The organism is Enterococcus sp. DIV1096b, from assembly GCF_050498765.1.
Classification (GTDB): Bacteria; Bacillota; Bacilli; order Lactobacillales; family Enterococcaceae; genus Enterococcus_D; species Enterococcus_D entomosocium.
In genome coordinates this window covers 1,248,131-1,261,278 of record NZ_JBMHEK010000001.1, presented here as the reverse complement: position 1 = coordinate 1,261,278, position 13,148 = coordinate 1,248,131, and the positions used below count along the sequence as shown (strand labels likewise).

Annotated in this window: 14 protein-coding genes; 2 read left to right on the top strand and 12 right to left on the bottom strand. The window is 38.6% G+C overall.

Annotated features, from left to right (window positions below; all coding sequences use genetic code 11):
- Positions 1–164: 164 nt before the first annotated feature.
- The 8 genes from IGJ17_RS06110 to IGJ17_RS06075 form a co-directional block, all read right to left on the bottom strand.
- Positions 165–2,285 carry a peptidoglycan D,D-transpeptidase FtsI family protein gene (locus IGJ17_RS06110; protein WP_086332221.1) on the bottom strand — a complete coding sequence of 707 codons (2,121 nt, stop codon included), beginning with the start codon at positions 2,283–2,285 and terminating at the stop codon, positions 165–167.
- A 311-nt stretch (positions 2,286–2,596) separates the two neighbouring features.
- Entirely contained in the window at positions 2,597–3,625 is a 1,029-nt protein-coding gene (locus tag IGJ17_RS06105; protein WP_422705344.1) for an LCP family protein, read from the bottom strand.
- 186 nt (positions 3,626–3,811) lie between these two features.
- Positions 3,812–4,621: an ABC transporter permease gene (locus IGJ17_RS06100; protein WP_008379622.1), complete on the bottom strand. Its 810-nt coding sequence runs from the start codon at positions 4,619–4,621 to the stop codon at positions 3,812–3,814.
- Between the two features lie 45 nt (positions 4,622–4,666).
- Positions 4,667–5,722, bottom strand: a complete 1,056-nt coding sequence (locus IGJ17_RS06095) for an ABC transporter ATP-binding protein (protein ID WP_008379621.1) — start codon at positions 5,720–5,722, stop codon at positions 4,667–4,669.
- 168 nt (positions 5,723–5,890) lie between these two features.
- Positions 5,891–6,292 (bottom strand): glycerol-3-phosphate cytidylyltransferase, encoded by a 402-nt coding sequence (gene tagD / locus IGJ17_RS06090; protein ID WP_008379620.1) that lies wholly within the window; start codon positions 6,290–6,292, stop codon positions 5,891–5,893.
- A gap of 109 nt (positions 6,293–6,401) precedes the next feature.
- Entirely contained in the window at positions 6,402–6,602 is a 201-nt protein-coding gene (locus tag IGJ17_RS06085; RefSeq protein WP_005229578.1) for a cold-shock protein, read from the bottom strand.
- Between the two features lie 144 nt (positions 6,603–6,746).
- Positions 6,747–7,352 carry a superoxide dismutase gene (locus IGJ17_RS06080; RefSeq protein ID WP_005236898.1) on the bottom strand — a complete coding sequence of 202 codons (606 nt, stop codon included), beginning with the start codon at positions 7,350–7,352 and terminating at the stop codon, positions 6,747–6,749.
- A gap of 79 nt (positions 7,353–7,431) precedes the next feature.
- A complete protein-coding gene (locus IGJ17_RS06075; protein ID WP_008379619.1) occupies positions 7,432–7,893 on the bottom strand; it encodes a GtrA family protein in 462 nt (153 codons plus the stop codon).
- A 664-nt stretch (positions 7,894–8,557) separates the two neighbouring features.
- On the opposite strand from IGJ17_RS06075, the gene IGJ17_RS06070 reads away from it, so the two are divergent.
- Together IGJ17_RS06070 and IGJ17_RS06065 are read left to right on the top strand one after the other, a co-directional pair.
- Positions 8,558–9,367: a DUF1189 domain-containing protein gene (locus IGJ17_RS06070; protein WP_008379616.1), complete on the top strand. Its 810-nt coding sequence runs from the start codon at positions 8,558–8,560 to the stop codon at positions 9,365–9,367.
- Positions 9,368–9,444: 77 nt separating this feature from the next.
- Complete coding sequence (locus IGJ17_RS06065) at positions 9,445–10,389, top strand: phosphoglycerate dehydrogenase (RefSeq protein WP_008379613.1); 945 nt, start codon at positions 9,445–9,447, stop codon at positions 10,387–10,389.
- Positions 10,390–10,451: 62 nt separating this feature from the next.
- Here IGJ17_RS06065 and IGJ17_RS06060 read toward each other — a convergent pair whose 3' ends face one another.
- The 4 genes from IGJ17_RS06060 to IGJ17_RS06045 form a co-directional block, all read right to left on the bottom strand.
- A complete protein-coding gene (locus tag IGJ17_RS06060; RefSeq protein WP_176256988.1) occupies positions 10,452–11,396 on the bottom strand; it encodes a glycosyltransferase family 2 protein in 945 nt (314 codons plus the stop codon).
- Between the two features lie 57 nt (positions 11,397–11,453).
- Positions 11,454–11,753, bottom strand: a complete 300-nt coding sequence (locus IGJ17_RS06055; protein ID WP_008379609.1) for a HesB/YadR/YfhF family protein — start codon at positions 11,751–11,753, stop codon at positions 11,454–11,456.
- Between the two features lie 11 nt (positions 11,754–11,764).
- Positions 11,765–12,430, bottom strand: coding sequence for a potassium channel family protein (locus IGJ17_RS06050; RefSeq protein ID WP_005229566.1), 666 nt, complete (start codon positions 12,428–12,430; stop codon positions 11,765–11,767).
- An 87-nt stretch (positions 12,431–12,517) separates the two neighbouring features.
- Complete coding sequence (locus IGJ17_RS06045) at positions 12,518–13,147, bottom strand: response regulator transcription factor (RefSeq protein ID WP_005236913.1); 630 nt, start codon at positions 13,145–13,147, stop codon at positions 12,518–12,520.
- Position 13,148 lies beyond the last annotated feature (1 nt).

Here is a 13,148-nt window from a genome sequence, read left to right as displayed (position 1 = left end):
TCAGTTTATCTTTTTATTTAACGTGCAAATCAAAATTATCTCTTGACCGCTAGTATTCTAAGCCAATCATTCAAAAATAGCAAGTCTTTCTCACTAAATGTTGGTTTTCTATCAGTTTTCTTATAAAACAAAAAAACCGCAGTCTTCACTGCGATTTTTTATGCTTATTTCATATATAAGTCGTAGTAAGCATCCATGATCTCTTTGGCGATTTGAATATTTGGATGGGTATCTGTGTCGCCTTTTAATTGAGGCATTACGATCGCAATCGCAATATCCGCATCACTGCTTGGCCCGTAGGCAACGATGTTTAGGTTAACTAAGCTGATGGTATTGCCATTACTATCCACAATTGGTGTTTCGGCAGTACCTGTTTTGGCAGAGACCTCCATTTTCGCAGAAGCCAAGCCTTTGGCAGTTGCCCAAGCATCCGTTCCATGGACTGCATCATAAAATCCATTTTGAACAATTTGCATTTGAGCATCTGTTAAACCAACTTCATTCAATACCGTTGGTTCGATCTCTTCAATCAGTGAGCCAAGACCGCCAGTTTCATCATTGCCGTAAATACCGTCGACGATATGAGGCTGCAATCTTTTGCCACCATTAGCAACAGTTGCTGCATATTGTGCCAGTTGCAACGTGGTATAGGTATCAAACTGACCAAAAGCCAAGTCAAGGATCTTCCCACCATCACTGACCGGGTCCATGTTATCGATCGATGTGCTGATACCAGTCGCTTCTCCTGGTAAATCGATCCCAGTTTCAGTTCCCATACCAAAAGAGGCAAAAGACGAACGTAGTTTTTCATAGACATCCCCTTGACGATCCACTGTTGGAATCGAGATACCTGACTGATAATTGATGCCCATCAAACGTAAAGCGACTTGCATCATATAGGAGTTAGAAGAAACTTCCAACGCCTGCTCCGCAGAAAGGTTACGATTATTTGCCCCAGTTGGGTTGAAAATTGAGGCTTTTACATCGGAGCCAATTCTGATTGGTTGATCCAATAACACTTCATTGCCGTTTAAGACCCCATTTTCCCAGCCGGCAGCCAAAGTCCCTGCTTTGACAACGGACCCTGGTACAAAGGAATTAATGAAGGTACCAATGGCATTTTCCTGCAATTCATTTGAACCTGTATCATGATGATAGCCGGACATTGACAAAACGCCGCCGGTTTTTGGATTTAACGCCACTGCGTAAACCCCTGGAGAATATTCTGCTGCCCCAGAATCAATCAGTTTTTGGAAATTGTCTTGCAAGATTTTATCAACTCTCGCTTGAAACTCAGCATCTAATGTTAATACAAGGTTATCCCCTTTTGCCCCAGCAAAGGTTTCTTTTTGACTTTCAATATTATTATTGTTATCAAGGGAAATCTCGGAAATGGATTTTGTGCCTTGTAAGACTTCTTCATACTGCTGCTCTAAATAACTACGTCCAACGCGATCATTACGAGCATAGCCTTTTTCTAAAAATTCATCCAAAACTTCTTCCGGAATTCCTTGTTCTTCACTAGTCACCGTTCCGATCAAACTAGCCAGAGAACTTCCTTCAACGATGTTTCTCGTCCAATCAGTCCCCGTGGAGATTCCCGGTAAATCAACCATATTTTCAGCGACAACAGCTAATTCACGGTCAGACACATCCGACGTCTTAATAAAGACCGTACTCAAAGATTGGGCGCTATTCATCCGCTTAAAAATCGTGGCTGCTTCTAATTCTGCATCAGAGAAATTGATTTCATCTTCTGTCACTTTATCAACGGTTGCCGCATATTGTTCAGAAGTACCTAAAGAACGCTCTTCATCACTCAATCGGTCAGTTGCTGCTTCAAAATTTTCTTCATCGGCCAGCCAAAAGTCCTTAAGATCACGATCAGACAAGTTTTTGTCCACAGGTACTTCGATCAACTCGCTCAATTTTTTGGCCGTTTCTAATAAATCTTGAGCGGTCATTTTGTTTCCGCGGGTAAATGTGATTGCTGCATTGGCTTGATTTTCCACCAGCGCTTTTCCAGAAGCGTCATAGATCATTCCCCGAGGGGCGCTTCCTTTGACTTCCACTACAGATGAAGCTTTCAACTGCTGCTCAATATTGTCGCCATTGACGATCTGTAGATAGCCTAATTGAACGATCAAGGACACAAACAAAGCAAAAATAATAAAAAACAAAAAGTTCAATCGAAATGGAACATGAGATTTGCGATACGATTTAGCCTTTGGTTCTTCTGGCCCCTTGCGTATCCCTTGGACAACTTTATCTTTCAAATTCTTCATCTCATCTATCCTTCCAATCTATAATGACTACTGTCCTATTTTACCAAAAAATTCGATTCGAAACAGAAAAAACAAAAAATATCCATTAATCCTTAGAAAAAACTATAAAAATTGGCGTGAATCCGAGTAAATGTTTCACAGTTTGATTGTTTCATTTTCATTCTTTCATGAAAAAATTGTTTTTTTAAGCTTTCTTATGTTTTTTCATTTGATGGTTTCGTGAAACAAGATTTTCGTTGGTGCTTTTGTGGAAAACTAAAAAGCAGGAGGACTTTCGGTCATCCTACTTTTTAGGCTTCTAAAGAAACTAGCTACTCTCCAGTTGTTGAGTTTTCTTCTGAAAAGGTCAGGCTGTCGTCGTATAACTGATAATTAGGCGATCCGTTAGTAAATTCGTCGCCTTGGGTCAAACCATCGTTCGTCGGAAGCTGCAACTGCTCCTTTAATAAATTTTGCGTATGCAACAACTGATTCGTCCCCAATAACTGATAATACACTCCACCAATCAGTTGCCCTTCTCCTTGGAGTTGCTCTTGTTTGATGGTCGTAAAAGCAGGGATATAATTGGTACCGATGTCCATCATATCATCCCACGTAAGATCCGTCTTCGAATTCTTTTCAACCGCCTTAAGAATCTTTTGGTAATTACTGATACCATCCAGACTCATAACTTTTTGAAGAATTTTCGTAACCACTTCTCTTTGCCGTATTTGGCGACCGATATCCCCTTCCGGATCTTGTTTTCGCATTCTTGCATAAGCCAAACCTGTCTTACCATCTAAAGTAATTTGCCCTTCAGGGACATGAACACCTTCTAAAGTAAAATCGATAGCATTTGTCACCTCGATGCCCCCAACTGCATCAATCAGATCCCGCATACCCTGCATATTGATCGTCACATAATGGTCGATAGGAATGTCCAAAAGATTTTCAACAGAATCCATGGCCATGGCCTCCCCACCAAAAGCATAAGCATGATTCAGCTTATCGATCGTATTGTACCCAACGATTTGTGTATAAATATCACGGTCAAGGCTAATGATCGTTGACTGTTTTTTTTCTGGATTGACCGTCACCACCATCATACTATCCGAACGACCTTGTTCGGTTCGCCCTAAAGCCCCAGTGTCGATTCCCATTAGCAAAATGGAAAACGGATCTCGATCTTCAATGCTGATCGCTTCCTCTCGTTTGTCTGTTTTCCGATCAACAGCGTGAGAGATTTGATTAAAAGTGGCATTCGTCTCTTGATAAACCTGCATCCCGTAGATCGTTACTCCAATGATTCCAACCACTAACACGACTAAAATACCTAAAATTACCTTTTGATATCTCCGCATCTTACACCTCACCAGTAAAAATTCACTCATCAAATAAATTTTCCCACAAAACGCATCTTTCAGCAATCGCTATCATGCATCAACTTCATATTTAATCCTTCCGTAACTTCTTTGAAATAAACAAAAATAAAACAAAAATAAAGTGCACCCTCTAAGTTAGAGAGTGCAGCACAAATAGTCACTTTTTTAAATATAATCCACAAAACGAGCACGAAACTTCATATGCAGATGGCTTCCTAAAATAAGAAGCATCAAAGTTAGACACCAGAAGATAAGTGTATAAGTTGTTTTTTCCCAAACCCATGCACGAGAAAGGAAAGCATCACGAAATCCTTCGATTAAATAGTAAATTGGATTTAAATGTAACACTTTAATTAGCCAATCTGGTAAATTACGATTATTGATATTCCAAATAGGTCCTGAAACATAGAATAATAAACGAAGTACTGATTGTAAGAAAATATGATAATCTCGAACTAGTACTGTTATTGTGGCGTTCAATAGACCAAATGCAAATAAGAAAACAATCATCGCAAGAAAGTAATAAATAAATTGTAACCAATAGATACTTGGCGTCACACCAGCTATGAATAACGAACCTACCACGATTGCCACCATAGGGATGTAGGATGATAAATTACTTATAATATTGATCGATGGTAGAATACTGACTGGAAACTTCATTTTCGCTACCATTCCTACTTGTCGGTGAATACTATTCGAGGCTCCTAAGATTGACGCACTAATATAAAACCATGCCGTGATCCCAATCAACATCCAGATAATAAATGGTACGCCGTCAACATTTCCGTTTTGATTAACGCCTAGACCAAAAACCAAGTAATAGATTCCTACTTGAATAGCGGGATTTAAAATCTGCCAAGCTAAACCTAGATAGTGACTTTGATAGGTTGCTTTATCTTCATAACGGGACATCCGAAAAATAATCCCCGCATTTTTAAATTGTTCTTTTATAACTGCAGCAATCTCTTTCACAAACTTCTTCCTTTTCTATATGAACTAAACAAAGAAACATCTTCTTTATTTGAAAACTTGACTAATCGTTTCAATAGGATTCTTAATTGCGTAAGTAATCGAACGCCCACTAAAAGAAACCAGCGAACAAAATATCGTTGCGGCTACTACCAAACCTAGGATCCCTTTGGTTGGCCAGCTCATTTTTTCCCCTAAAGGTGTACGTTTCAAGTTTTTTTGGATCATTTGGTCCGAAAGATTTTGTTGTTGCAAGAAGTGATCTTCACGGCTTTTTTCTGCTAATTTCTCCAAATTAAAGGCTTTCTGGTCTTCTTTATAATTGTCTTGATACGCTTTTTGCTCTTTCTTTGGCTGCTTTTTGAACCAATCAATGAATTTGCGATATTCAGCCATTACTTCTTCAGTAGGACCAAACATCCGTAAATCACCATAGTGCATCCAAATCGTTCGGTCGCACAGTTTTTCTACCTGTCCTAAAGCATGACTGACAAAAAAGATGGTTTTTCCGGCTGCTTTAAATTCCATGATTTTATCCACACATTTTTGATAAAAAGTTTCATCACCGACAGACAAAGCTTCATCAATAACTAAAATATCTGGATCATTATGAACAGCAATAGCAAAGCCTAACCGTGATTTCATCCCACTGGAATAGCTTTTAACTGGTTGATTGATAAAGTCACCCAAATCAGCAAAGGCCACGATCTCAGGCATTTTTTCATCAATTTCTTTATTAGTCATTCCAGACATCAATGCTTTGAGCCGAATATTTTCTAACCCAGTCAGCTGATATTTTAACCCCGCACCGATTGCGATAATCGAGGTGTCACCATTTACTTCCATCGTACCAGATGTCGGTGGGATAATCCCACTGATCACGTTGGATAAAGTTGATTTCCCAGAACCATTGATTCCAATGATCCCTACTGATTCGCCGGCTTTCACATCGAAGCTGATCCCTTTTAAGGCCCAAAATCGAGGAACATTGCGATGATAGAACTTGAATAGCGCTTTTACTTTATCCGCTTTCTTTTTATATAAGTCGTATTCTTTCGTCACTAAAGTTGCACGGACTTTGATTTCTTTTTCCACTTTCTTCATCCATTCTCATAGAATTTCTAATTGATCGAGTCAACTCACAAAACATCATACCATATTTTGTGTTCTGAACAAATAATCAATGAAAAACTAGTAATAAAATCTTAATTTCTTGAAGTTGGGCTCAATAAAAAAAACATCTGTAAAAGATGCTTTTTTATAATAGTCCTTTTAATTGTTAAGTTTCAAATCTTTTTTGATTTGAGTAGTTGATATTTCCGGGGTCCGTGCTAGATAGATCACTTCAGCATCGGTTTCTTCTTGAATAAAATCAAATTTGCCAGCCCAATCGTCTCCCATAACAAAGGTATCCACATGATATTCTTTGACATCGGAAACTTTTTGTGCCCACCCTTCTTCAGGAATCACTAGATCCACATACCGAATCGCTTCTAACAATTGCTTTCTTTTCTCATAAGAAAAGTAGCATTTTTTTTGTTTTTCGTTCCAATTAAATTCATCCGTTGATAGTGCCACGATCAAATAATCGCCTTGCTCTTTTGCACGACGCAAAAGATTGATATGTCCATAATGCAATAAATCAAATGTTCCGTAAGTAATTACTCGTTTCATGCTTATCCCTCTTCGCTTCCTAGTCTTACTAATGTATTGAAGATACCAAATATGGCGAGAAATAGCAAATTAAAAAAGCTGAGGGCTTACTCAGCTTTTCCGTTCTGATTTAGACTTTGGTCACTTCTGCTGCTTGAGGTCCGCGGGCACCTTCAACGATCGTAAATTCAACTTCTTGACCTTCTTCAAGTGACTTAAAACCGTCTCCTTGAATGGCAGAAAAGTGAACAAATACATCATCGCCACCGTCAACTGTGATAAAACCAAACCCTTTTTCGTTGTTGAACCATTTTACTTTCCCATGTTCCATAGTGTGTAAAGCCTCCAATAATTATAATCCGACGATTCCGTCGCCTTTATTATAGCGGATTATGTAAGCGTTAGCAATATCAAAACGATTCTTTCTATCCACAAAAAAAGAAGCCTTTTAGCAGGCTTCTTTCTAGTAAATTGTTTAAGCTTTTGCGAAATATTCGTTTACTTTGTCCCAGTTAACAACACTCCAGAAAGCATTGATGTAATCTGGACGAACATTTTTGTATTTCAAGTAATACGCATGTTCCCAAACATCTAAACCTAAAACAGGTGTTTGGCCATCCATCAATGGTGAATCTTGATTCGCTGTTGAGGTGATTGCTAATTTGCCATCTTTAACGACTAACCATGCCCAACCTGAACCAAAACGTCCGGTTGCAGCCGTTTTGAATTCTTCTTTGAAGTCTTCAAAGCTGCCGAAAGCTTCGTCAATTGCCTCTTTGATAGCTCCAGTAGGTTCACCGCCAGCATTTGGGCCTAAGATTTCCCAGAAGAACGTGTGGTTAGCATGGCCGCCGCCATTGTTACGAACCGCTGTTTGAATATCTTCTGGCACAGAAGAAAAGTCAGCTAATAATTCTTCAACTGTTTTTTCACCTAATTCAGGGTGTTTTTCAATCGCTGCGTTTAAGTTTGTTACATAAGTGTTATGGTGTTTATCATGATGCAAATGCATCGTTTCTTCGTCAATGTATGGTTCTAATGCATCGTATGCGTAAGGTAAATCTGGTAATGTGTAAGTCATAAAAAAATTCCTCCTCAATGATAATGTTTACATAAGTAACATTATCAGACTATCAGACTTTGTTCAAAAAATATGCTTACTATCTTTCATCATTTGCTTCAAAATTTTTTATTTTCACCTGATTAAATATCAGGAATTTACTAAATAAATAATTAGCGAGGACAACAATGATTTGAGTAATAATTTTTGCCGTTAAATTCGTTGTATCCATTAAATCGATCATGACATACATCACCCCCATATCCATCCCTAGGGAAAGGACACGATAAAAAATAAACTTAGCAAATTCAACTAAAAGATCTAACTTGCCTTCTGTCTTTGAATGGAACACCCATAATTTATTTGTTACAAATGCAAATAAAACGGAAGCTACCCAAGAGATTCCATTTGCCAATAAGTAGTGCAGAAAGAGCCATTCTATACAAATAAAATACGTCACAATATTAACAATCGTTGCAAGGCCACCAAAAAAAAGATAAATAAAAAGGCTCCACAATTTTCTTTCTTCTAATGTCTCTTTAAACCTTAAATAAAATTTCAAAAAGAACACTCCTATTATATTAACGCTTTTTTCTATATCACATTATATCCTATAAGTAATTAATATACGAATTTTTTCATAAGTTTATCTTTTTCTCACTTCTTTTTACACTCATTCATAAATACCTTGGAGAGCTTCTTATACTATTTTCTCAACTTCCATACAATCATTTTTGTTAAAACAGTAGAGAAAGAGTTGAAATGATTTTGATAGCAAAGCTAAAAAGTGCCTTATATAAATTTGTCAAACTCAGTCAAGTCAGTGAGGTAACATTTTGGAAAATTGTTGTTATAATAGCTTCATCCATGCTTTTACACGTCCAATTAAAATTCAAGTAACCTCAATATTCATCACATAAAAGAAGACTAAAATTAATATTTGATATATCATAGTAGAATTTCAAGCATTCACGAAAAATGAGATAGACGACAATGTTGACTACAGTCGTTAATCCACCAAAAAATAAATACGTAATCGGCTCCCACAACTTTTTTTGCTGCAAGAACTGTTTGTATTCGTTGTACTTTTGCATTCTTTTGCCTACTTTCATTTCTTTATTTATTCATTCCTACGATAATTGGTTCTTTTTTTGTGAATTCCTTGTAATTCAAAGAACCCTTCGTTACAATTACTCTAGTTATACCACAAAGGAGTTCATCAGCAAATGACTATCGTCCAACTATTTAAAATTGCTTTTTTCCGAATACCTGATTTAAAATTTGTCAAAAAAGCAGAATTTTCCAAAGTAATCGTTTTTCTATTAAGCGCCTCCGTGCTTATCGCGGTACCGATGACCATCAATGTATTAGGTGTCTTTCGCGATGTGCAAGCAGACGGACAAAAAATAGGCGAATCGATCCCAGATTTTACGATTGCAAATGGGCAGCTTGCTGCAGCGTCGGATACGCAAGGTTTCATTTATCAAACCGATTCGATCATCTTTACTTTCGATCCAGATGGCAACCGTACGCCAGCAGATATTGCATCTGATGTCACTGGCTCTGTCATCGCTGTTGGCTTGTTAAAAGATCAGCTGGTCATCCGTATCCCCTCTTCTGGCTTATCGACGTCAATGTTAGATTCTAATCAATTAGAATTTGATTACAGTGAGCCTGCGCTGCGCAATCTTAACGGTCAGGCGATTCGAGAAGCGCTATCAAACCAAGCGATCCCCTGGCTAATCAAACTCATTGTCTTTTTTGTTGCATTGTATCCATCATTTGTCAGCTTGCTGATCACCTTAGTGATGGGGACCTTTATTGCAACGATCTATACAAGATTAAAACGATTCTCCTATACCTTCTTTGAAAATTTAAAGATTCTAATCGTAAGTGCTGCATTGCCTACGCTTATTAGTGTAATCGTACAACTACTATTGCCTTCCTTCGATGCAACCACCTTTATTTTGTTTGGTTCTTTATTCTTATTCACACAAGGGGTCAAACATTCTCCAAAAATTCAGTTTAAAACCTGATCTAAGCCATGTTCAATTCCTTGAACATGGTTTTTTTCTCATTCTTTGCTACACTTATGTTAAAAGGAGGCTAGGCAATGAAAAAAATAATCTTAGCTACTCGAGAGTTTCGCGACATATATGTGAAACAAATCGAAAAAGACTATCAATTTCTTGTGTACACAAAGGACCAAGCAATTGATTGGTCACAAGTAGAAATCACCATTGGTTGGAAGTCGGAATGGAAGGACTACCTGCTAACGGAGAAAACAAATTTGAAATGGGTCCAAGCGATTTCAGCTGGCGTAGACACCTTACCATTAAAAGAGTTTGCGAAATACAATATTCGCTTATCTAATGGCAGCGGCATCCATGCCGAATCGATCACAGACCATTTGTTGGCTCTACTATTTATGGAAAACCGCGGGATTTTCCAAGCAATTCAGCAACAGAGAAAACAGCAATGGTCACCGAATACAATTCACTATACAAAATTGTCGGACCAAGAGATTTTGATCGTTGGTACAGGACAAATTGGCCAAAAGTTAGCTCAAGCATTGACCTTTTTTGGTGTAAGTCCTATTGGTATCAATACTAGCGGGCATGACGTGACAGGTTTTGAAAAAACGTTTGCGTTATCTGACTTACACGCTTGCGCAAAAACCGCTGATTGCGTCATCAATATTCTTCCCCTGACAGAAGAAACCACACATTTGTATGACGAAGACTTTTTTGCACAATTGAAACCTTCTGCTTCTTTTTATAATGTCGGCCGTGGGCCTAGTGTGGATACCACTGCATTAGCAAAAGCCCTAGAAAAAAAGCAGATAGCATTTGCCGCACTGGATGTTTTTGAAGAAGAGCCATTGCCCGAAAATGATCCGTTATGGCACATCGAAAACCTTTTGATAACCCCCCATATCTCAGGGCATACGCCCCATTTTCAAAAGGCATTTATGGCCATTTTCTTAGCGAACTTCCAACATTTTTTGGCAAAACAAGAACTTGTAAAAAATGAGATAAACTTGGATAAAGGCTACTAACATATTCTTTCCGCAAAAAAAGTGTACAGTCGGAGGCAAACCCTTCAACTTGTACACTTTTTTTATTTTTGTTTTTCTTGATCTTTTTCGGTTTCTTTCAAAAAATACAAGGGTCTATTTTTAGTCTCTAAGAAAATTTTTCCGATATACTTGCCGATGATTCCTAAACAAAGCAATTGTAGTCCACCAACAAATAAGAAGATGCTGACCATCGAAGGCCATCCTGATGTCGGATCTCCAAAAATAAAAGTTCTTATCACAATAAATACCAAAGCAATCAGAGAGCCAAAACAGGAAAGCGCCCCAATAAACGAAGCAATATTCAAAGGCGTATCTGAAAAGTTAACAATCCCGTCGATCGAATATTGAAACAGTTTCCAAAATGACCACGAAGTTTCGCCAGCGACTCGTTCCCGGTTCTCATAGGCGATGTATTCTGTATCAAAGCCGACCCAGCTGAAGATCCCTTTTGAAAAGCGATTGTACTCTGACAGTTGTAAAACGGCATCCACCATATTACGACGCATCAAGCGAAAATCTCGGGCACCATTTACCATTTCGGTATCGGCAATCTTGTTGATAATATTATAGAAGGCATCTGAGAAAAAACTACGAATTTTCGGTTCTCCTTTGCGATCTGCTCGTCTGGTCCCCACACAATCAAGGTCTGGTTTTGCTTCCAGCATCGCAAACATTTCTGGCAGTAATGTCGGCGGGTCTTGTAGATCTGCGTCCATCACAGTGACAAAATCGCCTTTCGCCGCTTGTAAACCTGCATAAAGTGCAGCTTCTTTGCCAAAGTTTCTCGAAAAAGATAAATAGCGAACACTTTCAGGATGGGCACGATATAACGCTTTTAAAACAGGTAGTGTTTGATCTGAAGAGCCGTCATTAACAAAAATATATTCAAAAGGCATGTTTAAATGCTTCTTCACCTTTTCTGTTTCCTCAAAGAATATCGGCAAGCTCGCCTCTTCATTAAAACAAGGTACAACAATTGATAACATCGGTTTCATCTCCTAGAGCCAATCGTGGAAAGCCGGTCAGCTATGACCGAATCCACATTATTTTTTATCTTCACTAAAATCGTACTTCGGTTCATCCAACGTTTGATCATAATCAACTGTCAGATTATAGCCTTTGAAAAACCACTCATCCGCTTCATCAATAAAAAAAAGCAATCCGTCAATGGTTTGTTCAACGATCGGACGTTCTGGTTTGTCTACTGACATCCCCACGGAAAATCCGTCATGCACTTGTGTCTTTCCATAAATTTTTCCAAAAAAACGAATTCCGCTTCCTTGGTCTACCACCAATTCTTTTTTGAACCATTGCATTGCTTCAGGACTTATTGTTAAGTTCATTTTCTTCACTCCTAATCATTCATATGTTCATCAAGTATATCTACATCATCTGTATTGCCGATCACGAGTAAATTGTCATTTTCACGCACGATCGCCTCTGCATCAGGCGAAACGATCACTTGTCCTGGTCCCCGACGAATCGCAACGACTGTCAGACCATACTTTTGTCGAAAATTCAGCTCAATCAGGGATTTATTGAAAAAGCGTGGATTGGACACGCGAATCTCTGCTAGAGAAAATTCGTCAGATAGTTCAATATAATCTAAAATATTTTTGGAAACAAGATTATGGGCGATGCGAATCCCCATGTCACGTTCGGGATGAACGACACGGTCTGCGCCGAGTTTTTCCAGTACACGGGCATGGTATTCGTTTTGGGCTTTCGCTAAGATATTAGGAACACCCATTTCTTTGACCATCAAGGTCACCAAAATACTAGCTTGAATATCCTCACCAATCGCAACAATGACATGGTCAAAGTTACGGATACCCAATGAGCGTAACGTCATCTCATCTTGTGCGTTGCCGACCACCGCATGGGTGGCGATATTCATGTACTCATTGACACGATCTTCGTTGCTATCGATTGCCAACACTTCTTGACCTGATTCAATCAACGTACGACAAATACTTCCACCGAAACGACCTAATCCAATAATTGCATAATTTTGCTTCACCACAAACGCTCCTTTGTTTGCCAGATCATTATTTAGTATAACAAAAACCTCCCCTGCTTGCCATGAGGAGGTATGATTATTAAGATTTTATTTTATCAAGCCATGTTTAAAAGCATATATCGTAGCTTGTGTACGATCTTCTACTTCTAATTTTGATAAGATATTTGACACATGTGTCTTCACTGTTTTCAGCGTAATGAAGAGTGAATCCGCAATCTCTTGGTTGCTCTTTCCTTCAGCGATCAACAGTAACACTTCTTGTTCCCGATTGGTCAAATCTTCATGTAGGATTGGTGTCCGATTCGTCAAACGATCCATCATTTTCGTGGTGACTTCGGGTTCTAAGACCCGCTCTCCTCGCTGGGTTGCACGAATGGCTTCCGCAATCTCATGAGCAGTAGACGTCTTTAACAGGTAACCGGCCGCACCCGCTTCAATTGCAGGATAGACTTTCTCGTCATCAATAAAACTAGTGACAATGATGATTTTTGCTTCTGGCCAATCATTTAAAATCAATTTCGTAGATTCGATCCCATCCATTTCATCCATCACCAAATCCATCAAAATCACATCTGGACGTAATTCCAATGCCTTTTCATACCCGACTCGACCATTTTCCGCTTCCCCAATTACTTCTATATCGTCTTGAATTGATAGATAAGAAGAGACCCCCAGACGAACCATTTCATGGTCATCAACTAACAACACTTTAATCATA

Coding starts and splice junctions, on each gene's coding strand:
- IGJ17_RS06110 (WP_086332221.1), bottom strand. CDS start 2,285: ATGAAGAATTTGAAAGATAAAGTTGTCCAAGGGATACGCAAGGGGCCA.
- IGJ17_RS06105 (WP_422705344.1), bottom strand. CDS start 3,625: ATGCGGAGATATCAAAAGGTAATTTTAGGTATTTTAGTCGTGTTAGTG.
- IGJ17_RS06095 (WP_008379621.1), bottom strand. CDS start 5,722: ATGAAGAAAGTGGAAAAAGAAATCAAAGTCCGTGCAACTTTAGTGACG.
- tagD (WP_008379620.1), bottom strand. CDS start 6,292: ATGAAACGAGTAATTACTTACGGAACATTTGATTTATTGCATTATGGA.
- IGJ17_RS06085 (WP_005229578.1), bottom strand. CDS start 6,602: ATGGAACATGGGAAAGTAAAATGGTTCAACAACGAAAAAGGGTTTGGT.
- IGJ17_RS06080 (WP_005236898.1), bottom strand. CDS start 7,352: ATGACTTACACATTACCAGATTTACCTTACGCATACGATGCATTAGAA.
- IGJ17_RS06070 (WP_008379616.1), top strand. CDS start 8,558: ATGACTATCGTCCAACTATTTAAAATTGCTTTTTTCCGAATACCTGAT.
- IGJ17_RS06065 (WP_008379613.1), top strand. CDS start 9,445: ATGAAAAAAATAATCTTAGCTACTCGAGAGTTTCGCGACATATATGTG.
- IGJ17_RS06060 (WP_176256988.1), bottom strand. CDS start 11,396: ATGTTATCAATTGTTGTACCTTGTTTTAATGAAGAGGCGAGCTTGCCG.
- IGJ17_RS06055 (WP_008379609.1), bottom strand. CDS start 11,753: ATGAACTTAACAATAAGTCCTGAAGCAATGCAATGGTTCAAAAAAGAA.
- IGJ17_RS06045 (WP_005236913.1), bottom strand. CDS start 13,147: ATGATTAAAGTGTTGTTAGTTGATGACCATGAAATGGTTCGTCTGGGG.